The 24,929-nt window shown below is 71.2% G+C and carries 23 protein-coding genes and 2 pseudogenes; 19 read left to right on the top strand and 6 right to left on the bottom strand.

Annotated elements, in window-relative coordinates:
• Positions 1–240: 240 nt before the first annotated feature.
• The 6 genes from arc to prcA all read left to right on the top strand — a co-directional run bounded on the left by arc (position 241) and on the right by prcA (position 6,297).
• Positions 241–2,007 carry a proteasome ATPase gene (arc, locus tag KV205_RS18580; RefSeq protein WP_265865521.1) on the top strand — a complete coding sequence of 589 codons (1,767 nt, stop codon included), beginning with the start codon at positions 241–243 and terminating at the stop codon, positions 2,005–2,007.
• Positions 2,008–2,172: 165 nt separating this feature from the next.
• Entirely contained in the window at positions 2,173–3,693 is a 1,521-nt protein-coding gene (dop, locus tag KV205_RS18575) for a depupylase/deamidase Dop (RefSeq protein WP_265865520.1), read from the top strand.
• A gap of 136 nt (positions 3,694–3,829) precedes the next feature.
• Entirely contained in the window at positions 3,830–4,042 is a 213-nt protein-coding gene (locus KV205_RS18570; protein WP_175439096.1) for a ubiquitin-like protein Pup, read from the top strand.
• Positions 4,043–4,189: 147 nt separating this feature from the next.
• Complete coding sequence (locus tag KV205_RS18565) at positions 4,190–4,660, top strand: endonuclease VII domain-containing protein (RefSeq protein WP_306806334.1); 471 nt, start codon at positions 4,190–4,192, stop codon at positions 4,658–4,660.
• Positions 4,641–5,480, top strand: coding sequence for a proteasome subunit beta (gene prcB, locus KV205_RS18560; RefSeq protein ID WP_265865519.1), 840 nt, complete (start codon positions 4,641–4,643; stop codon positions 5,478–5,480). The genes KV205_RS18565 and prcB overlap by 20 nt, the downstream gene beginning before the upstream one ends.
• A gap of 55 nt (positions 5,481–5,535) precedes the next feature.
• The gene (prcA, locus tag KV205_RS18555) at positions 5,536–6,297 is read left to right on the top strand and encodes a proteasome subunit alpha (RefSeq protein ID WP_265865518.1); all 762 of its coding nucleotides are present in this window, start codon (positions 5,536–5,538) and stop codon (positions 6,295–6,297) included.
• A 98-nt stretch (positions 6,298–6,395) separates the two neighbouring features.
• Here prcA and KV205_RS18550 read toward each other — a convergent pair whose 3' ends face one another.
• Complete coding sequence (locus KV205_RS18550) at positions 6,396–7,415, bottom strand: LacI family DNA-binding transcriptional regulator (protein ID WP_265865517.1); 1,020 nt, start codon at positions 7,413–7,415, stop codon at positions 6,396–6,398.
• Between the two features lie 124 nt (positions 7,416–7,539).
• Between KV205_RS18550 and KV205_RS18545 the strand changes: the two genes are divergently transcribed.
• From KV205_RS18545 to KV205_RS18490, 12 genes are all read left to right on the top strand, one after another.
• Positions 7,540–8,877 carry an MFS transporter gene (locus KV205_RS18545; protein WP_265865516.1) on the top strand — a complete coding sequence of 446 codons (1,338 nt, stop codon included), beginning with the start codon at positions 7,540–7,542 and terminating at the stop codon, positions 8,875–8,877.
• Positions 8,878–8,886: 9 nt separating this feature from the next.
• Entirely contained in the window at positions 8,887–10,248 is a 1,362-nt protein-coding gene (pafA, locus tag KV205_RS18540; RefSeq protein WP_265865515.1) for a Pup--protein ligase, read from the top strand.
• Positions 10,249–10,367: 119 nt separating this feature from the next.
• The gene (locus KV205_RS18535; RefSeq protein WP_265865514.1) at positions 10,368–11,306 is read left to right on the top strand and encodes an FKBP-type peptidyl-prolyl cis-trans isomerase; all 939 of its coding nucleotides are present in this window, start codon (positions 10,368–10,370) and stop codon (positions 11,304–11,306) included.
• Between the two features lie 87 nt (positions 11,307–11,393).
• Positions 11,394–11,768: an FKBP-type peptidyl-prolyl cis-trans isomerase gene (locus KV205_RS18530; RefSeq protein ID WP_265865513.1), complete on the top strand. Its 375-nt coding sequence runs from the start codon at positions 11,394–11,396 to the stop codon at positions 11,766–11,768.
• A 150-nt stretch (positions 11,769–11,918) separates the two neighbouring features.
• Positions 11,919–12,923: a YafY family protein gene (locus tag KV205_RS18525; RefSeq protein WP_265865512.1), complete on the top strand. Its 1,005-nt coding sequence runs from the start codon at positions 11,919–11,921 to the stop codon at positions 12,921–12,923.
• 16 nt (positions 12,924–12,939) lie between these two features.
• Positions 12,940–13,890, top strand: coding sequence for a YafY family protein (locus tag KV205_RS18520; RefSeq protein WP_265865511.1), 951 nt, complete (start codon positions 12,940–12,942; stop codon positions 13,888–13,890).
• A gap of 166 nt (positions 13,891–14,056) precedes the next feature.
• Positions 14,057–14,302 (top strand): hypothetical protein, encoded by a 246-nt coding sequence (locus tag KV205_RS18515; RefSeq protein WP_374214686.1) that lies wholly within the window; start codon positions 14,057–14,059, stop codon positions 14,300–14,302.
• Positions 14,303–14,350: 48 nt separating this feature from the next.
• On the top strand, positions 14,351–14,548 hold the full coding sequence (locus tag KV205_RS18510; RefSeq protein ID WP_265865509.1) for a hypothetical protein: 198 nt from the start codon (positions 14,351–14,353) through the stop codon (positions 14,546–14,548).
• A gap of 189 nt (positions 14,549–14,737) precedes the next feature.
• Positions 14,738–15,022, top strand: coding sequence for a Sec-independent protein translocase subunit TatA (gene tatA, locus KV205_RS18505; RefSeq protein ID WP_265865508.1), 285 nt, complete (start codon positions 14,738–14,740; stop codon positions 15,020–15,022).
• Positions 15,023–15,126: 104 nt separating this feature from the next.
• Positions 15,127–16,029, top strand: a complete 903-nt coding sequence (gene tatC, locus KV205_RS18500; RefSeq protein WP_265865682.1) for a twin-arginine translocase subunit TatC — start codon at positions 15,127–15,129, stop codon at positions 16,027–16,029.
• A gap of 112 nt (positions 16,030–16,141) precedes the next feature.
• The gene (locus KV205_RS18495; RefSeq protein WP_265865507.1) at positions 16,142–18,970 is read left to right on the top strand and encodes an RNA helicase; all 2,829 of its coding nucleotides are present in this window, start codon (positions 16,142–16,144) and stop codon (positions 18,968–18,970) included.
• 140 nt (positions 18,971–19,110) lie between these two features.
• The gene (locus KV205_RS18490; protein ID WP_265865506.1) at positions 19,111–20,514 is read left to right on the top strand and encodes a cytochrome P450; all 1,404 of its coding nucleotides are present in this window, start codon (positions 19,111–19,113) and stop codon (positions 20,512–20,514) included.
• Between the two features lie 109 nt (positions 20,515–20,623).
• Here KV205_RS18490 and KV205_RS18485 read toward each other — a convergent pair.
• The 4 genes and pseudogenes from KV205_RS18485 to KV205_RS18470 all read right to left on the bottom strand — a co-directional run.
• A pseudogene (locus KV205_RS18485) lies at positions 20,624–20,830 on the bottom strand (ADP-ribosylglycohydrolase family protein); the annotation flags it as partial.
• Between the two features lie 162 nt (positions 20,831–20,992).
• A pseudogene (locus KV205_RS18480) lies at positions 20,993–21,719 on the bottom strand (ADP-ribosylglycohydrolase family protein); the annotation flags it as partial.
• 9 nt (positions 21,720–21,728) lie between these two features.
• Positions 21,729–22,187 (bottom strand): ABA4-like family protein, encoded by a 459-nt coding sequence (locus KV205_RS18475; protein ID WP_265865505.1) that lies wholly within the window; start codon positions 22,185–22,187, stop codon positions 21,729–21,731.
• Positions 22,184–23,086, bottom strand: a complete 903-nt coding sequence (locus KV205_RS18470) for a hypothetical protein (RefSeq protein WP_265865681.1) — start codon at positions 23,084–23,086, stop codon at positions 22,184–22,186. The genes KV205_RS18475 and KV205_RS18470 overlap by 4 nt, the downstream gene beginning before the upstream one ends.
• A 242-nt stretch (positions 23,087–23,328) precedes the next feature.
• On the opposite strand from KV205_RS18470, the gene KV205_RS18465 reads away from it, so the two are divergent.
• A complete protein-coding gene (locus KV205_RS18465) occupies positions 23,329–23,970 on the top strand; it encodes a MerR family transcriptional regulator (protein ID WP_265865504.1) in 642 nt (213 codons plus the stop codon).
• Between the two features lie 117 nt (positions 23,971–24,087).
• Here the strand turns inward: KV205_RS18465 and KV205_RS18460 are convergent, their stop codons facing one another.
• A complete protein-coding gene (locus KV205_RS18460; RefSeq protein WP_265865503.1) occupies positions 24,088–24,924 on the bottom strand; it encodes a siderophore-interacting protein in 837 nt (278 codons plus the stop codon).
• Between the last annotated feature and the right edge of the window lie 5 nt (positions 24,925–24,929).

The raw sequence follows: 24,929 nt of genomic DNA, 5'->3' as shown, positions 1-24,929 counted from the left end.
CGCCTGCCGTTTCCGCGTCGATTCGCTAAGTCCGGTCAAGCCTGACGGGTGTTGACCACCCACGACGATACAACCGGGCGCTTTTGCAATGACCGCCGGTGGGTATTCCCCTGGCGTGAGGGGAAGCGCAAGGGTGAAGATCGGACACACCCCGGAGTCTTTTTGATCTAGGGGTTTCAATCATCACCCACCCAGGTAGGGTCAGGAAGCGTCCAGCTCCCCTTGGAGGAGGTGAGGACCGTGGCAGCCCACGACGACGACATCAACCGCGGCATCCGGCCCGGGCGGGGGTCTGACGACCCCGCCGGTCAGGTTGCCTATCTCGAGCAGGAAATCGCCGTCCTGCGCCGCAAGCTCGCCGACTCTCCGCGTCACACGAGGATTCTCGAGGAGCGGATCGTCGAGCTGCAGACGAACCTGGCCGGCGTGTCCGCTCAGAACGAGCGGCTCGCCAACACCCTCCGTGAGGCCCGCGACCAGATCGTGGCCCTCAAGGAGGAGGTCGACCGGCTCGCGCAGCCGCCGGCCGGCTTCGGTGTCTTCCTGCAGGCCAACGAGGACGACACCTGCGACATCTTCACCGGGGGCCGCAAGCTCCGGGTGAACGTGAGCCCCGGAGTCGAGCTCGACGAGCTCAGGCGGGGCCAGGAAGTCATGCTCAACGAGGCGCTCAACGTGGTCCAGGCCATGGAATTCGAGCGCGCCGGGGACATCGTCACCCTCAAGGAGATCCTCGAGGACGGCGAGCGCGCCCTGGTCATCGGACACACCGACGAGGAGCGGGTGGTGCGGCTCGCCGAGCCGCTGCTCGACATCACCATCCGCCCCGGCGACGCCCTGCTCCTGGAGCCCCGGTCGGGATACGTCTACGAGGTCGTCCCGAAGAGCGAGGTCGAGGAACTCGTCCTCGAAGAGGTCCCGGACGTCGACTACGACAAGATCGGCGGTCTGGGCAACCAGATCGAGCTGATCCGCGACGCCGTCGAGCTCCCTTACCTCTACCCGGACCTCTTCAAGGAGCACGAACTGCGGCCTCCCAAGGGCATCCTGCTCTACGGACCGCCCGGCTGCGGCAAGACGCTGATCGCGAAGGCCGTCGCCAACTCCCTTGCCAAGAAGGTCGCCGAGGTGACCGGACAGCCCGCCGGGAAGTCCTACTTCCTCAACATCAAGGGCCCCGAACTCCTCAACAAGTACGTCGGCGAGACCGAGCGGCACATCCGCCTGGTCTTCCAGCGTGCCCGCGAGAAGGCGAGCGAGGGCACCCCCGTCATCGTCTTCTTCGACGAGATGGAATCCCTCTTCCGCACCCGCGGATCCGGCGTCAGCTCGGACGTGGAGAACACCATCGTCCCGCAGCTGCTCGCCGAGATCGACGGCGTCGAGGGCCTGGAGAACGTCATCGTCATCGGCGCCTCCAACCGCGAGGACATGATCGACCCCGCGATCCTGCGGCCCGGCCGGCTCGACGTGAAGATCAAGATCGAGCGCCCGGACGCCGAGGCGGCCAAGGACATCTTCGCGAAGTACCTCACCGCCACCCTCCCGCTGCACTCCGACGACCTCGCCGAGCACAGCGGATCCAAGGAAGCCGCCGCCCACGGAATGATCCAGTCCGTGGTCGAGCAGATGTACGCCGAATCCGAGGAGAACCGCTTCCTCGAGGTCACCTACGCCAACGGCGACAAGGAAGTCCTCTACTTCAAGGACTTCAACTCCGGCGCGATGATCCAGAACATCGTCGACCGGGCCAAGAAGATGGCCATCAAGGCATTCCTCGACCACGACCAGAAGGGCATCCGCGTCTCCCACCTCCTCCAGGCCTGCGTGGACGAGTTCAAGGAGAACGAGGACCTGCCCAACACCACCAACCCGGACGACTGGGCCCGCATCTCCGGAAAGAAGGGCGAGCGGATCGTCTTCATCCGCACCCTCGTCACCGGAAAGCAGGGCGCGGACACCGGCCGCTCCATCGACACGGTGGCCAACACCGGTCAGTACCTGTAGTGACGCGCACCGGCTGCGGATGTCCGGAATTCCGGCATCCGCAGCCGTCGTTTTCCACTCACCGAATCGCATTCGATCTCCCCGACGACGCGCGGCCGCTCTAGGCTCGTGGGTACCGCCGAATCACGCACCGTGCGGGGAGCGGCGCCGGGCAAGGAGGGCCGCATGACCGTACGGCGAGTAATGGGCATCGAGACGGAGTACGGGATCTCCGTCCCCGGGCACCCCAACGCCAATGCCATGCTCACCTCGTCCCAGATCGTCAACGCCTACGCGGCGGCGATGCACCGGGCGCGCCGCGCCCGCTGGGACTTCGAGGAAGAGAATCCGCTGCGGGACGCCCGCGGCTTCGACCTCGCCCGCGAGGCCGCCGACTCCAGCCAGCTCACCGACGAGGACATCGGCCTCGCCAACGTCATCCTCACCAACGGCGCCCGGCTCTACGTGGACCACGCCCACCCCGAGTACAGCGCCCCCGAGGTCACCAACCCCCGTGACGCGGTCCTCTGGGACAAGGCCGGCGAGCGGATCATGGCCGAGGCCGCCGAGCGGGCCGCCCAGCTCCCCGGCGCCCAGCCGATCCACCTCTACAAGAACAACACCGACAACAAGGGCGCGTCCTACGGCACGCACGAGAACTACCTGATGAAGCGGGAGACCCCCTTCTCGGACATCGTGCGCCACCTGACGCCGTTCTTCGTCTCCCGGCAGGTCGTCACCGGCGCCGGCCGGGTCGGCATCGGCCAGGACGGCCGCGACGACGGCTTCCAGATCAGCCAGCGCGCCGACTACTTCGAGGTCGAGGTCGGCCTGGAGACCACCCTCAAGCGCCCCATCATCAACACCCGGGACGAACCGCACGCGGACGCCGAGAAGTACCGGCGGCTACACGTGATCATCGGAGACGCCAACCTCTCCGAGATCTCCACCTACCTCAAGCTGGGCACCACCGCGCTGGTGCTCTCCATGATCGAGGACTCCTTCATCACCGTCGACCTCGCCGTCGACCAGCCCGTGCGCACCCTGCACCAGGTCTCCCACGACCCGTCCCTGCAGTTCCTGGTCACGCTGCGCAGCGGCCGGACACTCACCGCGGTCCAGCTCCAGATGGAGTACTTCGAGCTGGCCCGGAAGTACGTGGACGAGCGCTACGGATCGGACGCCGACGAGCAGACCAAGGACGTGCTCACGCGCTGGGAGGACACCCTCAACCGGCTCGAGAACGATCCGATGAGCCTGGCCGGCGAGCTGGACTGGATCGCCAAGCGGGAGCTCATGGAGGGCTACCGCCGGCGCGACGGCCTGGACTGGGACGCCGCCCGGCTGCACCTGGTGGACCTCCAGTACGCGGACGTACGCCCCGAGAAGGGCCTCTACAACCGTCTGGTGGCCCGGGGCCGTATGAAGCGCCTCTTGGACGAGACCGAGGTCGTACGGGCCGAGACGAGCCCTCCGGAGGACACCAGGGCCTACTTCCGCGGCCGCTGCCTCGAGCAGTACGCGGACGACGTGGCCGCGGCCTCCTGGGACTCGGTCATCTTCGACCTCCCCGGCCGCGACTCCCTCCAGCGAGTCCCCACCCTGGAACCCCTCCGGGGTACCCGGAACCACGTCAAGGAACTCCTGGACCGCTGCCGCACGGCCGAGGAACTGGTCCGCGTGCTTTCCGGCAACGAGCGCGGCTGAAATGCCCGGGCACTGGGAATCATGAGACCAGTGCCCGGTCGTTGTGAAAACTGCGGGGCCGATGTCAGTCCCGGCTTGTAGGGTCGGATCTTGTACAGACCCACACGAGCGGGCAGATTCGAGCGGGGTGAGGTTTATGGCGACCAAGGACACCGGCGGCGGACAGCAGAAGGCGACGCGTTCCACCGAGGAGGTCGAGGAGACCACGGCGGAGGCGAGCTCCGACCTCAAGGAACGCCAGGAGAAGCTGAGCGACGACGTCGACTCCGTACTGGACGAAATCGACGACGTCTTGGAGGAGAATGCCGAGGACTTCGTGCGAAGCTTCGTTCAGAAGGGCGGCCAGTAGCCTTCGAATCGAAGGTGAAAGGCGGGGGTGGTGCTGGGAAGTGGTGGGGTGAAGCGATGTGCGCGGTGCGGTGAGGAGAAGCCACGCACATCCTTCGCCATCAAGCGGTCGAATCTTGATGGCCTGCAACGCGAATGCCGCGACTGCATGTCTGATTACCACCGCGAGAAGCAGATATCCCGGGGCCAGCGAGTACGTCCGCGGGTGGAAGTGCCGGATGGGCACAAGTATTGCCAGCGGTGTGGGGTGATCAAGCCTCACTCCGACTGGCATCGCAACGCGACGGCATCGGATGGGCTGTCCACTCGGTGCAAGGCCTGCCGGGCGATTCGGTGCAAGGCCTGCCGGGCGATCGACGGGAGGGCGGGTCATCTCAAGCGCTCGTACGGCCTCACGGAGGCAGACCGCGACGAAATGATCGCGTCGCAAGGCGGCCTCTGCCTCATCTGCCAAACGGCACCGGCCGTTCATGTGGATCACTGCCACGAGACGGGTAGGGTCCGTGGCGTACTGTGCTTCAACTGCAATTCGGCCATCGGCAAGTTGGGAGATGACCCCGACCGCATACGACGGGCCATCGCATACCTGGAGGGATCGCGTGGAAGCGAACACTCGTAGCACCGGGCGTCTGCCGGCGGCCTTCCTGACGCCGGGCTCGTCGTCCTTCATGGACTTCCTGGCCGACCACTCGCCGGAGATGCTCCCGGGCAACCGGAAGCTGCCGGAGGGGATCGTCGAGGCGCCGCACGGTACGACCATCGTCGCCGCCACGTTCCCCGGGGGCGTGGTGCTCGCCGGTGACCGGCGGGCGACCATGGGGAACATGATCGCGCAGCGGGACATCGAGAAGGTGTTCCCGGCCGACGAGTACTCCGCGGTCGGCATCGCCGGCACCGCCGGCCTGGCCGTGGAGATGGTGAAGCTGTTCCAGCTGGAGCTGGAGCACTTCGAGAAGGTGGAGGGCGCGACGCTCTCCCTGGAGGGCAAGGCGAACCGCCTGTCCACGATGATCCGCAGCAACCTCGGCATGGCGATGCAGGGCCTCGCCGTCGTCCCGCTCTTCGCCGGCTGGGACGAGGGCAAGGAGAAGGGCCGGATCTTCTCCTACGACGTCACCGGCGGCCGCTCCGAGGAGCACGGCTACGCCGCCACCGGCTCGGGCTCGATCTTCGCGCGCGGGTCGATGAAGAAGCTCTACCGGGACGACCTGACCGAGCAGCAGGCCACCACCCTCGTCGTCCAGGCGCTGTACGACGCCGCGGACGACGACTCGGCGACCGGCGGCCCGGACCTGGCCCGCAGGATCTTCCCGATCGTCACCGTCATCACCGAAGAGGGCTTCCGCAGGCTCACCGAGGCCGAGTCCTCGGACCTGGCCCGGTCGGTCACCGAGCGGCGTCTGGAGCAGCCCGACGGGCCGCGTGCCGCCCTGCTCTGACCCGCTCATCGACCCCGTAGCAGCCCTTCAGACCGGAAGAAAGGGACGGTAGCCGGTGTCCACGCCGTTCTATGTCTCACCTCAGCAGGCCATGGCCGACCGGGCCGAGTACGCCCGCAAGGGCATCGCCCGAGGCCGCAGCCTCGTCGTCCTCCAGTACGCCGACGGCATCGTCTTCGTCGGCGAGAACCCGTCCCGCGCCCTGCACAAGTTCAGCGAGATCTACGACCGGATCGGCTTCGCCGCCGCCGGCAAGTACAACGAGTACGAGAACCTGCGGATCGGCGGCGTGCGCTACGCCGATCTGCGCGGCTACACCTACGACCGGGACGACGTCACCGCCCGCGGTCTGGCCAACGTCTACGCGCAGACGCTCGGCACCATCTTCTCCAGTGCGGGGGAGAAGCCCTACGAGGTGGAGCTGGTCGTCGCCGAGGTCGGCGGGGAGCCGGAGGGCGACCAGATCTACCGGCTGCCGCACGACGGCTCGATCGTCGACGAGCACGGCTCGGTCGCGGTCGGCGGCAACGCGGAGCAGATCAGCTCCTTCCTGGACCAGCGGCACCGGGACGGGATGTCGCTCGCGGAGGCCCTGAAGCTGGCCGTGCAGGCGCTGTCCCGGGACACCAACGGCGGTGAGCGGGAGATCCCCGCGGAGCGCCTGGAGGTGGCGGTCCTGGACCGCACCCGCCCGCAGCAGCGCAAGTTCAAGCGGATCGTCGGCCGGCAGCTGAAGCGCCTCCTGGAGGCGGACGACGCGGCCGTGGCCAAGACGGACGACCCGTCCGACGAGGCCGAGGAGGCCACGGAGGAGTAGGCCGCACCGGCACGGGCGAGGGCCCCGGGACCGTACGTACGCGTACGGCGCCGGGGCCCTCGTCGTACGGCGGTACGGGACTGGGGGCGGAGCGGGGCTCAGGCGGCCGGTGCGGGCCCGGTGGAGCCGCGCACGGTGAGAATGACCGGGAGGTCGCCGTGCTCCGGCTCGCGGCCGTCCAGGACGGCGAGCAGGGCGGCCATGCCGCGCTCGCCGATGCGCTCGGCGGGCAGGGAGACCGTGGTCAGCTCGGGTTCGACGGCGGTGGCAAGGGCCAGGTCGTCGAAGCCGGTCACGGAGAGGTCCTCCGGCACCCGCAGGCCGAGCCGCCGGGCGGCCTTGCAGGCGCCGGCGGCCAGGATGTCGTCGTCGCAGACGATCGCGGTGGGGCGGGGCCCCGGGCCGGCGAGAGCGCGCTCGACGGCTCTGCGGGCCCCCTGGACGTCCAGGGGCGCCCGTACCGGCGTCACCGAGGCACCGGCCAGCGCGTCGGCGAGGGCTTCGGCGCGCACGTCGAAGGTCCAGGAGGGCACGGCCGAGGCCAGGTGCAGGAAGCGCCGGTGGCCGAGGGCGAGGAGGTGGCCGGCGGCCTGGCGCATGCCGTCGGCGATGTCGAGGTTGACGTGGGCCGCGGCGCCGCCGCCGGCGGGGTCGCTGTCCAGCATGACGAGGGGCAGGTCGGTGCCGCCGAAGGCCTTGAGGGCGTCGGTGGCCATGGAGGAGGCGATGACCCCGTCGAGGGCGGCGCGGGCGGAGGCGAAGGGGTCGCGGGCCGGGCCGACGCCGTCGGGGGAGGGGTAGAGCACGACGCCGAAGCCGTGCCGGGCGGCCACGGTGGCGGCGCCGGTGTAGACGCGGGCGAAGAACTCGTTGGTGAGCGCGGGGACGACGAGGAGCGCGGTCCGGGTGCGGCCGAGGCGCAGGTTGCGGGCGGCGAGGTTGGGGCGGTAGCCGAGTGCGGCGGCGGCCTCGCGGACGGCGGCGGCGGTGGGCTCGGAGACCCGGCCGCGCCATTTGTCGCCGAGCACCAGGGAGACGGTGGCCTGGGAGACCCCGGCCGCCCGGGCGACGTCCCGGCTGGTGGGCCGAGTGGCGGCGGGCTGTTCCGGCGTGTGCACTGGAGCCTCCGGGTCGGGGACGGTCCGGCACGCGGGGTGGACCGGCGTGCTCCCGACATGGTACGTATGACGGCGAGAGTTATACGTAAAACCTCGGGCGGATGCCCCGGGAGGGGAGACCAACATGGCCGGCGCTGCCCCGGCGAACGGCGGCTATCTCGACATCCTGCGCGCGCCCCACGCCGCGCGGCTGCTCGTCGGCACCCTCGTCGGCCGCCTCCCCAACGGCACCGGCCCGGTCGCCATCACCGTCTTCACCCGCGCCGAGGGCGGCAGCTACAGCCTGGCCGGCGGCCTCATCGCCGCCTACGGCCTGGCCACCGCCGTCGGCCAGCCGCTCCTCGGCCGCGCCGTCGACCTCAAGGGGCAGCCGCGCGTGCAGCTGCCCGCCGCCGTGATCTCCGCCCTGGGCATGGCCGCCCTCGCCGTCACCGGCATCGGCAACCTCCTCCTCGCGTACGCCGCCGTCCTGGTCGCCGGCCTCTTCACCCCGCCGCTCGAAGGCGGGCTGCGCGCCCTGTGGCCGAGCGTGCTCGGCCGTGAGGACCGGGTGCACCGCGCGTACGCCCTGGACGCCGTCGCCCAGGAGGTGATGTTCACCGTCGGGCCGCTGCTGCTCACGCTGCTCGTCGCGCTGTGGTCGCCCGCCGCCGCGCTGCTCGTGATCAATCTGCTCGGCGTCCTCGGCGCCCTGTCCGTGGTGGTCTCCAAGCCCTCCCGGGCCTGGCGCTCCGCGCCCCGCGAGGCGCACTGGCTGGGCGCCCTGCGCTCGCCGGGCCTCCTCGCGCTGCTCGGCTCGTTCTTCTTCGTCGGCCTCGCCCTCGGCTCCATCACCGTGGCCGCCGTCGCCTACGCCGACGACCGCGGCAACGAGGCCGTGTACGGCTGGCTGATGGCCGCCCTCGGTCTGGGCGCCCTGGTCGGCGGCATCGCCTACGGCGCCCGCCAGTGGGCCGGTGCGCCCGAGCGGCGGCTGCGGGTCCTGGTGCTGCTGCTCGCCCTGGGCTACCTGCCGCTGCTCCTCGTACCCGGCCCGGTCGCCATGACCGCGCTCGCCGCGCTCGCCGGCGTCTTCCTGGCGCCCGCCATCGCCTGCGCCTTCATCGTGGTCGACCGGCACGCCCCGGCCGGCACCGTCACCGAGGCCTTCTCCTGGCTCGTCACCACCTTCGGCGTCGGCGCCGCCCTCGGCTCCGCCGTCTCCGGACCCGCCGTCGAACTCTTCGGGACCCCGGCCGGTTTCGCGGTGGCCGGCATCGGCGGCTTCGTCGCCTTCCTGGTCCTCCTGGCCACCGGCCGGGTGCTGGGGCCCGAGTCCGCGCCGCGCCCGCGACACGCCGTCAGCGGGGCCGCCCAGGGCACCGGCCCCGGCGGCGCCCGGGCCGAAAACAACCCGCACTCATCGGAAAATGATCGAAACGGGGCGGCCGAACCCGGTTTCAGCTCAGGGCTTCAGGCGTAATGTTCAGACATGGACCGCCGCATTTTCGGGCTGGAGAACGAGTACGGCGTCACGTGCACGTTCAGGGGACAGCGCCGACTGTCTCCTGACGAAGTGGCGCGCTACCTCTTCCGCCGTGTCGTGTCATGGGGCCGCAGCAGCAATGTCTTCCTGCGGAACGGCGCCCGCCTGTACCTTGACGTGGGTTCGCATCCGGAATACGCAACTCCCGAATGCGACAACGTGGTCGAACTGGTCACCCACGACAAGGCCGGAGAGCGCATTCTCGAAGGTCTCCTCGTCGACGCGGAACGCCGCCTGCACGAGGAGGGAATCGCGGGCGACGTCTATCTGTTCAAGAACAACACCGACTCCGCCGGAAACTCCTACGGCTGCCACGAGAACTATCTGGTGGCCCGCCACGGGGAGTTCTCCCGGCTCGCGGACATCCTCATTCCGTTCCTCGTCACCCGCCAGCTCATCTGCGGTGCGGGGAAGGTGCTGCAGACCCCGCGCGGCGCCGTCTACTGCGTCTCCCAGCGTGCCGAGCACATCTGGGAGGGCGTCAGCTCCGCCACCACCCGCTCGCGCCCCATCATCAACACCCGAGACGAGCCGCACGCGGACGCCGAGCGCTACCGCCGGCTCCATGTCATCGTCGGCGACTCGAACATGTCCGAGACGACCATGCTGCTCAAGGTCGGTGCCACCGACCTCGTGCTGCGCATGATCGAGGCGGGCACCGTGATGCGCGACCTCACCCTGGAGAACCCGATCCGGGCCATCCGCGAGGTCAGCCACGACATCACCGGCCAGCGCAAGGTCCGGCTCGCCAGCGGCCGCGAGGCCTCCGCCCTGGAGGTCCAGCGGGAGTACTACGAGAAGGCCGCCGACTTCGTCGACCGCCGCGGCATCCGCAGCGGCGTCGTCGCCCAGGTCCTGGAGCTCTGGGGCCGTACGCTCGACGCCATCGAGCAGGAGCAGCTCGAGCGCATCGAGACCGAGATCGACTGGGTCATGAAGTACAAGCTCATCGAGCGCTACCGGGCCAAGCACAACATGACCATGTCGCACCCGCGGGTCGCGCAGATAGACCTCGCGTACCACGACATCCACCGCCGCCGCGGCCTGTACTACCTGCTCCAGAAGAACGGCCAGGCGGCCCGGGTGTGCAACGACGTGAAGATCTTCGAGGGCAAGTCGGTGCCCCCGCAGACCACCCGCGCCCGGCTCCGCGGCGACTTCATCCGCCGCGCCCAGGAGCAGCGCCGGGACTTCACCGTCGACTGGGTCCACCTCAAGCTCAACGACCAGGCGCAGCGCACCGTGTTGTGCAAGGACCCGTTCCGTTCGGTCGACGACCGGGTGGAAAAGCTGATCGCCGGAATGTAGGACGCACGGCGGTCCGTGCACTCGGCCCCGCACGCCAGGCGTGCGGGGCCGAGTGCATCACAGGGCGGTCCCCTAGAGTGTCGGGACAACTACTGTGCCGTCTGAGATCTGAGGAACTAGTGCGCCGACTTGCCGGCCTGCTCGTCGTCCCGCTTCTGCTGCTCACCACAGCGGCCTGCGGCAGCGACGACAAGGGCTCCGATTCCGGTTCGATGAAGAACGGGCTTCCCGCCATCACCGCGGGGGAGAAGTTCGGCGAGAAGCCGACCCTCTCGAAGGGCGTGGGCGACCCGCCCAAGTCCCTCAAGGTCAACGTGATCAGCGAGGGCGACGGAGCGGTCACCAAGAAGGGCGACGCGCTCTCGGTGAACTACCTCGGTCAGGAGTGGGACGAGGCCACCCCCTTCGACAACAGCTTCGACCGGAAGCAGCCGTTCTCGGTGACGCTCGGCGAGGGCCAGGTCATCCAGGGCTGGGAGAAGGGCCTGGAGGGCCAGAAGGTCGGCAGCCGCGTCGAGATCGGCATTCCGCCGGAGCTCGGTTACGGGGCGCAGGGCCAGGGCGACATCAAGGCGAACGCGACGCTCGTCTTCGTGGTCGACATCCTCAAGGCGGTGACCATCCCGAAGTCCGCCAGCGGCACCGAGGTGGCGCAGGACAACAAGGACCTGCCGAAGGTGGGCGTCAACACCGACGGCAAGCAGCCCTCGCTGACCGTGCCCAAGGTCGACCCGCCGACCAAGCTGGTCTCCAACTACGTGCTCGAGTCCAAGGGCGAGGTCGTCAAGGACACGGACACGGTCGTCGTGAACTACGTCGCCGCCCTGTGGAAGGACGGCAAGGTCTTCGACTCGACGTACACCATGGGCAAGCCGGCCAACTTCCCGCTCGGCCAGCTCACCCTGAAGGGCCTGAAGGACGGCATCGCCGGCAAGAAGGTCGGCAGCCGGATCCTGATCGTGGCGCCGCCGTCGGAGGCCTTCGGCGACCAGGAGAAGCAGGGCATCCCGAAGAACTCCACGCTGGTCTTCGCCGTCGACATCCTGGCGAAGGTCTGACCCCGGAGCGTCACAGGGGATGAAAGACTGTCCCGGTCGCGCGGGCCATCGTCCGCGCGGTTCATCGGTAACGAGGAGCACACTGCAGTGAGCATCGAGAAGCCCGAGGTCGACTTCCCGGGCGGCGAGCCGCCGGCCGACCTGGAGATCAAGGACATCTGGGAGGGCGACGGCGCCGTCGCCAAGGCCGGGGACAACATCCTGGTCCACTACGTGGGTGTGTCCTTCGAGTCCGGCGAGGAGTTCGACGCCTCCTGGAACCGCGGTGCCCCGCTGCCGTTCCAGCTCGGTGTCGGCCAGGTCATCCCCGGCTGGGACCAGGGCGTGCAGGGCATGAAGGTCGGCGGTCGCCGCCAGCTGGTCATCCCGCCGCACCTGGCGTACGGCGAGCGCGGCGCCGGCGGCAAGATCGGCCCCAACGAGACGCTGATCTTCGTCTGCGACCTGGTGGCCGTCCGCTAGGACCCGCTCCGATCGCCTGTACGGCATCGAGGGCCCCCGCCTCCCGGCGGGGGCCCTTCGCGTTCCGGCCCGGCTTTTGCCCGGACACCGCGGGGCGGTACGGTCGGACGTCCGAGAAGTCAATCCGGCAGAAGAGGGTGCGGGGCGTCGATGGCGATTGCCAAGGCCGAGCGGCTGATGAATCTTGCGCTGTGCCTGCTCGGAACGCGCCGCCCGCTGAGCAAGCGGGAGCTGCGGTCCTCCATCGAGGCCTATGTCGAGGCCTTCGGACCGGGGTACGGCGCCGGTTCCGGCCCCGGCCAGGGCTCCGGCGGCGGCGAGGACGCCTTCAACCGCATGTTCGAGCGCGACAAGGACGATCTGCGCGAGCTCGGCCTGGTCATCGAGACCGTGGAGAACCTCGACGGCGAGACCGGCTACCTGGCCCGCCGCGACTCCAACCGGCTGCCCCCGATCACCCTGGACGCCGAGGAGGCCGCCGCCCTCGGCCTCGCCGCCAAGGTCTGGCAGCAGGCCCGGCTCGCCGGCGCCGCCAGCGGTGCCCTGCAGAAGCTGCGCGCCGCCGGAATGCCCGAGGCGGAGGACGCGTACGACGCGCACGCCAGCGCCCTGGAGCCGCGCATCCCGGTCCACGAGGCCGCGTTCGAGCCGCTGATGCTGGCCTGCCGCGACCGCCGGCCGGTCGTCTTCGACTACCGCAAGGCCACCGCCGCCCGCCCCGAGACCCGGCACGTCGAGCCGTGGACCCTGGAGTGCTGGCGCGGCCACTGGTACCTGGCGGGCTGGGACCGCGACCGCGGCGCCGAGCGGGTCTTCCGGCTCTCCCGTATCACCGGCAAGGTCCGCTCCCGGGCCGGCGCCTTCACCGCGCCCGTGCCCGATGTCGTCACCGTCCGCGAGACCGTGGAGAGCTGGGCGGGGGAGACCGCCACCCGCTCCGCGCGGATCCGGCTGCGGGCCGGCTGCGGCTATCCGCTGCGGTCCCGGGCGCTGTCGGTGACCGAGGGCGCCGACGGCTGGGACGAGCTGGAGATCCCGTACGGGCACGGCCTCGACGCCTGGCTCGTCGAGTTCGGGCCCGACGCGGTCGTCCTGGAGCCCGCGGATCTGCGGGCCGACGTGGTGGACCGGCTGCGCGCCGTCGCCAAGGGCTGAGGGGGAAGGAACGACCGTGGCCGCCAACGCCATCGACCAGACGAGGCGCATGCTCTCCCTCGTCACGTATCTCCGGGAGCGTCCCGGCGCGCATGTCGCCGACGTCGCCCGGGCCTTCGGGATCACCGAGGACGAGCTGATCTCGGACCTCGACGTGCTGCCCATGTGCGGCACCAGTTTCCGGGGCGGCGACCTCCTGGACATCGACACCGACGGGGACCGCATCTGGTGGCACAACCCCGACGACGTCGCCGCGCCGCTGCGGTTGGCCGCCGACGAGGCCACCGCCCTCCTGGTGGCGGCGCGCGCGGTGGCCACCCTGCCGGGGCTGCGCGAGAGCGACCGTGAGGCGCTGCTCCGTGCCACCGCCAAGCTGGAGGCGGCGGCCGGCGAGGCGGCCGGGGCCAGCTCGCGGCTCTCGGTGACCTTCGAGTCCGAGGGCGGTGTCTTCGCCGAGGTCGACCGGGCCATCTCCGAGCGCAGGCGCGTGTGGCTGCGCTACTACTCGCCCGCGCGCGACGAGCTCACCGAGCGCGAGGTGGACCCGATCCGGCTCTTCGCCGTCGGCCACACGTACATGGAGGCGTGGTGCCGGCTCTCCGAGGCGCGCCGCACCTTCCGGCTCGACCGGGTCGCCGAGATCCGGATCCTGGACGACCACGCCGCGCCGCCGGAGATCGAGCTGCGGGACCTGTCGGAGGGGCTTGTGCAGCCGTCCGCCGAGGACCCGGAGGTCGTGGTCGAGGTCGGGCCGGGCGGTCGGTGGGTCGCCGAGTACTACCCGCACGACCGGGCCGAGGAACTGCCGGACGGCGGGCTTCGGATCACCCTGCGCACCCCGGCGCCCGCCTCGCTGCGGCGGCTCGCGCTGCGGCTCGGCAGCGACGGTCGGATCGTCGCTCCGCAGGAGCTCGCGGACAGTGCCCGGGAGGCCGCCGCGGCCGCCCTGGCCGCCTACGAGAGCTGAGCGGGGGGGCGCCGCGGAGCGCGGGCGTCCGTAGGGGAAGTCCGCAGGGGGAAGTCAGTAGGGGGAACGTGACGTTCCGCGGTCGCGGGGCGCTGTTTCCAGTGAGAGCCGAGAGTCGAGAGCCGTACCCGTACCGCAGTGGGGAGTGTTGAGGGAAATGTCCGTGATGCCCGATCTTTCGGCGCCGGTCGCCCCGGTCCTCTTCAAGGCCGCCTGCCCCGACTGCCGTTCGCGCTTCGAACTCTCCGCCGGCGCCCTGCGGCTCGCCATCGGCGCCAGCCGCCGCACCACCTTCTACTCCTTCACCTGCCCCGAGTGCGGCAGCGCCGTGCGCAAACCGGCCGGCGAGCGGATCGTCGAACTGCTCACCGGCGGCGGCGTCAACACGCTGCGCCTGCACACCACCGGCTGAGGGCCGTCCGCCCGCCGGCGGCCACAGGGCAGCGTCTAGGCTCGGCACATGTTCTGGCCCATGCTCGCCGTCGCCCTCGGCTTCCTCGGCATCGCCGTCCTCGGTGTCCTCGGCATCAAGGTGTTCCTGGAGGCCCAGCGCCTCGGCCGTCAAGTGGCTCACACCACAGAGCGGATCCAGGAGGTCTCCGAGGATCTCGAGCGCGCCGCGTCGGATCTCGCGCGAACCGGCGAGACCCTGCGCTGACTTCGTACCGGGCCCGGCCGGGAGCACCCGCGACGGCCGGTCCTGGACGCAATGGCGAGTATGCACAGGCATTGCCGCCCGTTTACTCCTGCGGGTTACGATCGCTAGCAGCGCGGAGGGCCGGACGCATGTCCGACCGGCCGGGCAGCACGCACTCCAATGTCGCCTCGGTGAAGAAGGTAAACAGCTATGGGTAGGCTCGGCCCCACCGAGATCATTCTGATCCTCGTCGTGATCATCCTGCTGTTCGGCGCCAAGAAGCTCCCGGACATGGCGCGTTCGCTCGGCAAGTCGGCCCGCATCCTCAAGAGCGAGGCCAAGGCGATGAAGACCGACGACCAGCAGAGCGCCCCCGCCGACCCGCCTGCCCCCGCCTCCCAGGACCAGGCCGCGCCGCGCACCATCCAGGCCGCTCCCGGCGACGTGACCAGCTCGCGTCCGGTGACCGAGCCCACCGACTCCACCAAGCGCTGACCCGGTCCGCCGCGGCCGCCGCCGAGCGCGGCGGTCGCCGCACGAGATGAGGACGTGGGTTGCTCAAGTCTGCCCGCAAGCAGGAGAAGGATCCCGAGGGCCGGATGCCCCTCGTGGAGCACCTGCGTGAGCTCCGCAACCGCCTCGCGAAGGGCCTGCTGGCCATCGCGGCGGTGACCGTCGTCGCCCTCGCGTACAGCGAGCAGCTGATGGTGTTCCTGACGAAGTCGGTGCCCAAGTGCGGGCCCGACGTCACCAGCGACGGCGGCAACTGCGCGATCGTCTCCTTCAACACCCTGATGGCGCCGTTCAGCACGACCATCCAGCTCTCCCTGACGGCGGGTCTCGTCGTCGCGAGCCCGGTCTGGCTCTATCAGCTCTGGGCCTTCGTCGCGCCCGGCCTGCACAAGCACGAGAAGAAGTACACGTACGCCTTCGTCGGCGCCGCGGTCCCGCTCTTCGCGGCCGGCGCCTACCTCGCGTACCTCATCCTCCCCATCAGCGTGAAGGTGCTCATCAGCCTCACGCCCGAGGGCTCGGCCAACATCCTGTCGCTGGCCGACGTCCTCGACTTCACGCTGCGCATGGTGCTGGTCTTCGGCCTCGCCTTCGAGCTGCCGCTCGTGCTGGTCATGCTCAACCTCACCGGAGTGCTGAGCGGCAAGCGCATGGCCCGCTGGTGGCGCGGTGTGATCATGGGCGTCTTCGTCTTCGGCGCCGTCATCACCCCGACCACCGACCCGGTCGGCATGCTCGCCCTCGCCGGGCCGATCACCCTGCTCTACCTCGCGGCCGTCGGCTTCTCTCTGCTCAACGACAAGCGGCGGCGGCGCGCCGACCCGGACGCCGAGCTCGACGACGACGAGGCCTCCAGCCTCGACCTCACCCCCGAGGCCGTCGGCCGGGTCGAGAGCGTCGGCTCCGCCCGGGCCCTGCCCGAGCAGGCCACCGGCGAGTCGGACGGCGCCCGGTCGCACCGGCTGAACGGCTACGACGACATCACGTGATCGCGCGGGTCCCCCGGACTTCCTCCGGGGGACCCCTCCCGGGCGGCGGCCGGCAGCCGCCCCGATAAAGATCGCGTCACTGTCAGAGGCGGCGGGTAGGCTCGACAACAAGATGACAGAGGACCTCACACCAGCCGAGGCGTACGCCGCCGCCCGCGCGCGCAACGCGGATCAGGCGACCGCGCTGGCCCCCTTCCGCGAGTTGTACGACTTCGGTCTGGACCCCTTCCAGATCGAGGCCTGCCAGGCCCTCGAAGCGGGCAAGGGCGTGCTCGTCGCCGCGCCCACGGGCTCCGGCAAGACCATCGTCGGCGAGTTCGCCGTGCACCTCGCCCTCCAGCAGGGCCGCAAGTGCTTCTACACCACGCCGATCAAGGCGCTCTCCAACCAGAAGTACGCCGACCTCGTGAAGCGGTACGGCCACGACAAGGTCGGCCTGCTCACCGGCGACAACAGTGTCAACGGAGACGCCCCGATCATCGTCATGACCACCGAGGTCCTCCGCAACATGCTCTACGCGGGGTCCCAGGCGCTCTCCGGCCTCGGCTACGTGGTGATGGACGAGGTGCACTACCTCTCCGACCGCTTCCGCGGCGCCGTCTGGGAGGAAGTGATCATCCACCTCCCCGAGTCCGTGACCCTGGTGTCGCTCTCCGCGACCGTGTCGAACGCCGAGGAGTTCGGCGACTGGCTCGACACCGTCCGCGGTGACACCGAGGTCATCGTCTCCGAGAGCCGCCCCGTGCCGCTGTGGCAGCACGTCCTCGCCGGCCGGCGGATGTACGACCTCTTCGAGGAGGAGACCGACCACGGCGGCCGCGGCTCCGCCCGCCGCGAGGTCAACCCCGACCTGCTGCGCCTCGCCCGCACCGAGAACTCGCGCACGTACAACCCGCGCGAGCGGCGCCGCGGCAAGATGGTCCGCGAGGCCGACCGCGAGCGCGAGCGGCGCGCCCGCTCCCGGATCTGGACGCCCGGCCGGCCCGAGGTCATCGAGCGCCTTGACGCCGAGGGGCTGCTGCCCGCGATCACCTTCATCTTCAGCCGGGCCGGCTGCGAGTCCGCCGTCCAGCAGTGCCTCTACGCGGGCCTCCGGCTCAACGACGACGAGGGACGCCGCCGGGTCCGCGAGATCGTCGAGGAGAGCACCGCCGCCATCCCCAGCGAGGACCTGCACGTCCTCGGCTACTACGAGTGGCTGGAAGCCCTGGAGCGCGGCATCGCCGCGCACCACGCCGGCATGCTCCCGACCTTCAAGGAGGTCGTCGAGGAGCTGTTCGTCCGCGGCCTCGTCAAGGCCGTCTTCGCCACCGAGACCCTGGCGCTCGGCATCAACATGCCGGCCCGCTCCGTGATCCTGGAGAAGCTGGTCAAGTGGAACGGTGAGCAGCACGCCGACATCACCCCCGGCGAGTACACCCAGCTCACCGGCCGGGCCGGCCGGCGCGGCATCGACGTCGAGGGCCACGCCGTCGTGCTGTGGCAGCGCGGCATGGACCCCGGCCACCTCGCCGGACTCGCCGGCACCCGCACGTATCCGCTGCGCTCCAGCTTCAAGCCCTCGTACAACATGGCGGTCAACCTGGTCGACCAGTTCGGCCGGCACCGCTCGCGCGAGCTCCTGGAGACCTCCTTCGCACAGTTCCAGGCCGACCGCTCGGTCGTCGGGATCTCCCGGCAGGTCCAGAAGAACGAGGAGGGACTGCAGGGCTACCGCGAGGGCATGACCTGCCACCTCGGCGACTTCGAGGAGTACGCGCGGCTCCGCCGCGAACTCAAGGACCGCGAGACCGACCTGGCCCGGCAGGGCGCCGCGCAGCGGCGCGCCCAGGCGGCGGCCTCCCTGGAGCGGCTCAAGCCCGGCGACGTCATCCACGTGCCGACGGGCAAGTTCGCCGGCCTCGCCCTCGTCCTCGACCCCGGCGTCCCGGCCGGCCGGACCAACGGGCACCGAGGCTTCGAGCACCACGACGGGCCGCGCCCGCTGGTGCTCACCGCCGAGCGGCAGGTCAAGCGGCTCGCCTCGATCGACTTCCCGGTGCCGGTGGAGCCGCTTGAGCGGATGCGCATCCCGCGTTCCTTCAACCCGCGCTCCCCGCAGTCCCGCCGCGACCTCGCCTCCGCGCTGCGCAGCAAGGCCGGGCACATCAACCCGGAGCGGCACCGCAAGCACCGCTCGGCCGCGGCCGACGACCGCGAGATCACCCGGCTGCGCACCGCGATCCGGGCGCATCCCTGCCACGGCTGCGACGAGCGCGAGGACCACGCCCGTTGGGCCGAGCGCTACCACCGGCTGCAGCGCGACACCAAGCAGCTGGAGCGGCGCATCGAGGGCCGCACCAACACCATCGCGCGCACCTTCGACCGGATCGTCGCCCTGCTCACCGAGCTCGACTATCTGCGGGCCGACGAGGTCACCGAGCACGGCAAGCGGCTGGCCCGGCTCTACGGCGAGCTGGACCTGCTGGCCAGTGAGTGCCTGCGCGAGCGGGTGTGGGAGGGCCTCAGCCCGGCCGAACTGGCCGCCTGCGCCTCGGCGCTGGTCTTCGAGGCCCGGCAGTCCGACGACGCCGTCGCGCCGAAGCTGCCGACGGGCCGTGCGAAGGTCGCGATGGGCGAGATGGTGCGGATCTGGGGCCGGCTCGACGCGCTGGAGGAGGAGTTCAAGCTCCACCAGGCGGAGGGCGTCGGCCAGCGCGAGCCGGACCTCGGCTTCGCCTGGGCCGCCTACCAGTGGGCCTCCGACAAGGGGCTCGACGAGGTGCTGCGGGAGGCCGAGATGCCCGCCGGCGACTTCGTGCGCTGGTGCAAGCAGGTCATCGACGTGCTCGGCCAGATCGCGGCCGCGGCGCCGCGGGAGGACAGCACGGTCGCGAAGAACGCCCGCAAGGCGGTCGACAGCCTGCTGAGGGGCGTCGTGGCCTACAGCTCGGTGGGCTGATCCCGCAGGGTCGGGCGTGCTGGTGACGGTGAACTGACAAGGGTTATCCACAGGGCTGGCGGAGTGTCACATCCTTCCGCTTCCATGGACTCGTACAGACGAACGAGATCATGGGGCAATTCCGCTGGAGGGAAGCACAGTTGACCACGCACGCCGGTCCGTCCGCCGTCGGCACCACGACGGCGGACGGACGGAAGACCGTCCCGGGGCCCCGTGGCGTCCCGGGGCTGGGCAACCTGCCGGAATTCGGCAAGGACCCGCTCGCCTTCTTCGAACGGCTGCGTGAGCGGGGCGACTTCGTCCGCTGGCGCTTCGGCCGCACCCCCGCGCTCTTCATCGCGCACCCGGAGACCATCGGCGAACTCCTCACCGAGGTCGAGCGGACCTTCGAGCAGTCCGACCTCGGCATCGCCTTCCGCACCCTCCTGGGCAACGGGGTGGTCGTCTCCAAGGGTGCGGACTGGCGGCGCAAGCGCTCGCTGGTTCAGCCCGCGGTGCGGCCCAAGCAGGTCAAGTCGTACGCGGCGACCATGGCCGAGTGCGCGGTCGACCTGGCCGGGCGCTGGACCGACGGGCAGCGGATCGACGTCAAGAAGGAGATGGCGGCGCTCACCCAGCTCATCGCCGTCCGCACCATTTTCGGCGCCGACACCGCGGCCGACGCCGAGTCCATCGGCCGCGCCATGGACGTGGCGCAGCAGGAGATCGGCGCCGAGTTCAGCGGCGTCGGCGCGATCCTGCCCGACTGGGTGCCCACCCCCGGGCGGGCCCGCATCAAACGCGCCACCGCCGTCATCGACGCCGAGGTCGCCCGGGTCGTCGCCCGGCACCGGGACGGCGACAGCGAGCGACCCGACCTGCTCAGCCGGCTGCTCGCCGCCCGGGACGAGACCGGCGCGCCCCTCTCCGACCGCGAGATACGCGACGAGACCGTCACGCTCTACATCGGCGGGCACGAGACCACCAGCACCACCCTCGTCTGGGCCTGGTATCTCCTCTCCCGCAACCCGCGCGTGGCCGACGCCCTGGCGGCCGAGCTCGACCGGGTCCTCGGCGACCGCGACCCGGGCTTCGACGACTACGCCCAACTCTCCTACACCCAGGCCGTGGTGAAGGAGACGCTCCGCCTCTACCCGGCGATCTGGCTGCTCACCGGCACCGCCAAGGAGGGCGCCGTCCTCGGCGGCGTCCCGGTCGCGCCCGGCACCCGGGTCTGGAGCAGCCAGTGGGCCACCCACCGGGACGCCCGCTGGTTCCGGGACCCGCTGGAGTTCCGCCCGGAGCGCTGGCGCGCGACGGGGGAGGGCGAGGAGGGCCGCGAGGCGAAGGAGGCCGAGGAGATACCGGAGTACGCCTGGTACCCCTTCGGCGGCGGCCCCCGGGTGTGCCTGGGCACCCGGTTCGCCATGGTGGAGGCGGTCCTGATCCTCGCGGTCCTCGCCCGCCGCTTCCGCCTCGCCCTCGACCCCGATGACATCCGCCCGGTCCCCGGCCTCACCCTCCAGCCCGACCGCGAGGTCCTGGCGACGGTGCGGGCCCGCTAGGACTCGCCCGAGGGATCGCCCCCGGGGCCCTGCGGGCCCGGGTGCCCACCGAGGCGAAGCTCGGGGGGAGCCGCGGCCTGCCCGGGCCCCGACCCCGCGGGACAGGACCCTAGGCCCCCGCGGCTACGAGCGCCCGTGCGAGCGCGGCCAGTTCGGGCGCGCGGAGCACGCGGGTGCCGAACCCCGGCAGGGGCACGTGCAGGGGTTCGGTCCAGCGGGCCGGGATCGCGGCGGGGCCGTGGACGGCGCCGGCGAGCATGCCGGTGACGGCGGCGACGGTGTCGGTGTCGCCGCCGAGGTCGATCGCGGCGGCGAGGTCGTGTCTTCTGGATCAGGCCGGATCAGGCTGCGGCGTCCGGTGCGTGCAGCTGCAAGGCGGAGGAGGGAGTCGACGCGGAGCGTCGGCGACCGACGAGAACGCGGCAGATGCACGTGCCGGGCGTCGCGGCCCCGGCAAGATCCGGAAGACACGACCTAGGGCCGCCTCGAAGGAGGAGGTGGTGCGCAGGGCCCACAGGGCGGAGCCGAGGCAGGGCCAGACGGCGCCGTTGAACTCGGTGGCGTCCTCGGGCCGCCAGCCGGGGGCGAGGACGGTGGCCCAGCGGTCCCGGTGCGCTGGTGTCACCTCCGCGAGAGCGGCGGGGACGGCGGCGAGCGGGTCCTCGCCGAGGAGGGCGACCCGGACCAGCTCGTGGAGGACCGCGGTGCCCTCCCAGGCGGCGGCGTCCCCGTGGGTGAGCGCGGCGATCCGCCGGGCCGCGTCCATGGTGGCGGCGCGGCCGGCGGAGGCGAAGCGCACGGCCGGGGTGGCGGCCCGCATCAGCGAACCGTTGCCCGCACCGCGGCCGTTGACCTGGAAGTGCAGGGCGGCGGCCGTGTCCCAGGGGTCGCCGCCCAGGAGCACGGCCTCGGTCAGCAGACCGATGTCCTTCGGCTCGGCGGCCGCCCAGCGCCGGAAGCGGTCGAAGACGTCGGGCAGATCGAGCCCGCCGCGTTCGAGCAGGGACTCCCCGACGAGTACGGCCATCTTGCGTGTCGTCCGTGGCCTCGCCGGGCTCCCAGCCGCCCCCGCCGCACATCTCCCCGCGCCCGCCGGGGAACCGCTCCCGGTACACCCCCGGCAGCCCGAACTCGAAGGGCGCCCCGAGCGCGTCCCCGACGGCGGAGCCCAGCACGGCGCCGACGGCGCGGTCCTCGTATCGCACGGAGCGAGGCTACAGCCGGGCCGACTCGGCCGGTTGGGCCGCCTGCGCGGTGTGGGGGCGACGGAGGGCGCGGAGTGGGAGGAAGAGGAGGAGGGCGAAGGGGGAGAGGAGGATCGTCAGGACGAGGAGGGGGCCGGTGAGGAAGGGGGAGAGGGACAGGCGGCGGGACTCGCGGTAGATCCACTGGCCCAGGAGGAGGTCCCAGGCGATGATCTGGGCCCAGACGGCGCCGGCGCCGTTCGCGAGGGCGGTGAGGTCGCGGAAGGCGTCGAGGTCCGGGCTGCTGACCGCGGTCCAGAGTTCCGGGAGGACCGGGGCCACGAGGATCAGGTGGACGGCGAGGACCGGCAGGACGGTGAGGGGCGAGGCGGCCACGCGGTCCGTGACGCTCCGGCCCGGGGCGAAGATCATCAGCAGCCAGACCGGGGCCGCGAGGAGGAAGGTGAGTTCGAAGAGGAAGCCGGTCATGCCGCGAGCTCCTGGCGGTCGTCGGGCACGGTGGTGGGCGGCGTGCGGAGCGCCCACGCGGTGGCCGCGAGGGTGAGGGCCGCGACGACGCCGGCCGCGGTGAGCGTGAGGGCGTCCGGGGAGAGCAGCGGCTGGCCACGCAGGGCCTGCCAGGTGACCAGGGCGAAGACCGCGGCGTAGGCGCCGGCGGTGACCAGGACGAGCCGCAGCCGGATCAGGTCGTCGGCGAGCCGGCCGATGCGCGGGGCGAGCGCGGCGAGCAACAACAGCACCAGCGGGACGAGTTGCAGCGCGTGCATGCCGAAGAAGTGCGCGATGCGCAGGTCGCCGCCGGTGGTGGACCAGCCGAGCAGCGGCACGCCGGGGCCGCCGTCGGGCACGCCCACGTTGTGCGCGCCGGTGATCGGCGGGTCGTCCTGGGCGAGCTGCTCCGGGGTGGGCCGGACCATCACGAAGCCGACGGCCGCGCCGGCCAGGGCGATGAGCGAGGACAGGCGGACGGCCCAGGCGGTGGCCCGGTCCAGGATGCGGGCGCGCAGCAGCAGGACGGCGATCACCAGGGCGGCCAGCCACAGGATGACGACGGTGCCGCCCATGAGCTGGAAGACGGCCGCGTCGAAGCGCGTCGCGACGTTGAAGTGGCTCTGCGTGCCGCGGACCACCTGCAGGGTGATCAGCACCATCTCGACGAGGCTGGCGACGGTGAGCACGGTCCCGGCCCACCAGCCGATCCGGCGGGCCCGGGCGCCGGGCAGCAGGGAGAGCATCCAGGCGAGCGTGAGCGCGTACGCGATGAACGAGACGGAGAACTTGAAGGGCTTGGCCCAGATCGGCGCGCCGACCAGGATCCGGTCGTCGAGCAGGAGCCCGCCGGCCGAGACGAGCGCGAGCAGGACCATCGAGCCGGTGAACCAGACCAGGGGCCGGTGCAGGGTGCGGAGTTGCGGTGCCGACGTCGCCGACGCCGCTGAGGTCGCTGAGGACATGACGAGATATCCCCCCGTGGGATGGGTGTGGAGTGCCGCCGGACCGCCATGGCGACAGAATGGATAGTGGCACTCGCCACTATCTGATAGTGCCACTATCTATGATGGAGGGGCGGTCGGCAAGACCGGAAGGCGACCGGAAAGGTGAACACGCGGTGCGCATCGGAGAGTTGAGTCGGAGGACCGGGGTGTCCGTGCCGACGATCAAGTACTACGTACGGGAGGGGCTGCTGCCCGCCGGGCAGCTCACAAGCCCGAACCAGGCCTCGTACGAGGAGACGCACGTGCGGCGGCTCCGCCTGATCCGCGCCCTGCTCGACGTCGGCGGACTGTCCGTGGCCGGCATCCGCGAGGTGATCGAGGCCGTCGACGACCCCGGGCAGCCGGTGCACAAGATGCTGGGCTCGGTCGCCGACCAGGTGGTCCCGCAGTACAAGGACGGGGGCGAGCCGGGCGAGCGGCTCACCGCCGCCCGTAGGACGGTGGCCGGCCTCATCGAGCGGCGGGGCTGGCGCAGTTACCCCGAATCCGCAGCCGCCGAGGCGCTCGCGGTGGCCCTCGCCGCCCTGGAGGACGCCGGGCACGGCGCCTTCGCCGCCGAGGTCCTCGACGACTACGCCGCCGCGGCCGAGCGGGTTGCCCAGGTCGACCTCGACTACGTCGCCCGCAACGTCGTGCGCGAGGAACTCGTCGAGAGCGTCGTCGTCGGCACCGTCCTCGGCGACGCCATGTTCGCCGCCCTGCGCCGCCTCGCCCACATCGACGCCTCCGGCCGGATGTTCGGCCTCGGGGACTGATCCCGGGGCGCCGGGACCGGGAAAGCCCCCGGAAAGCCCCGGCAAGGCCCGGGAACGCCAAAGGGGCGGGAGCCCGTCGGCTCCCGCCCCTCCGGCGGATGACATGGGGGATGCGGGTCAGTTCTCCTGCTCGCGCTCCACCTGCTCGTTCCACTCGCGCTTGATCGCGCGCCACGCCTCGTCCGTCTTGCCGAGCCGCCAGTAGCCCGAGATCGACAGACGCTCGCGCGGCACCTCGCGGTCGAGCCGCAGATGACGGCGCAGCTCCTTCACGAAACCGGCCTCGCCGTGGACGAAGGCGTGCACGTCACCCGCCGGGAAGTCGAGCCCGCGCACCGCCTCGATCAGCGCCTCGCCCGCCGGGCGGTCGCCGCGGTGCAGCCAGCTGACCTCGACCCCGTCCGCGGTCGCGAACTTCTGCTCCTCCGTCGCGTCCGCGACCTCCAGGAAGGCGTGCACCCGCGCCCCCGCGGGCAGCCGCTCCAGGGCCACCGCGACGGCCGGCAGGGCGCTCTCGTCGCCGACGAGCAGATGCCAGTCGGCGGCCGCGTCCGGCGCGTAGCCGCCGCCGGGGCCGAGGAAGCGGATCGTGTCGCCGGCCTGCGCCCGCGCCGCCCACGGTCCGGCCAGACCCTCGTCGCCGTGCACCACGAAGTCCACGGTCAGCTCGCGGTGCACCGGATCCCAGGCCCGCACCGTGTACGTACGGGTGGTCGGCCACTGCTCGCGCGGGAACTCCGCGCGGATCCGCTCCATGTCGAACGGCTCCGGATAGCTGACGCCCTCGGCCGCGAAGAGCAGCTTCACATAGTGGTCGGTGTACTCGCCGAGCTCGAAGGCGTCCAGACCGGGACCGTCGAGCACCAGACGCACCATGTGCGGGGTGATCCGCTCCGTGCGCACCACCCGCGCCTCGTGCGCCCTCGGTGCCTTGCGTGCGGGCTGTTCTGCCACGGCGG

It is taken from the genome of Streptomyces sp. SKN60, from assembly GCF_026236535.1.
In the GTDB taxonomy this organism is placed as follows: Bacteria; Actinomycetota; Actinomycetes; order Streptomycetales; family Streptomycetaceae; genus Streptomyces.
The sequence above is the reverse complement of the archived record's forward strand: the minus strand, read 5'-3'. Positions and strand labels throughout refer to the sequence as shown.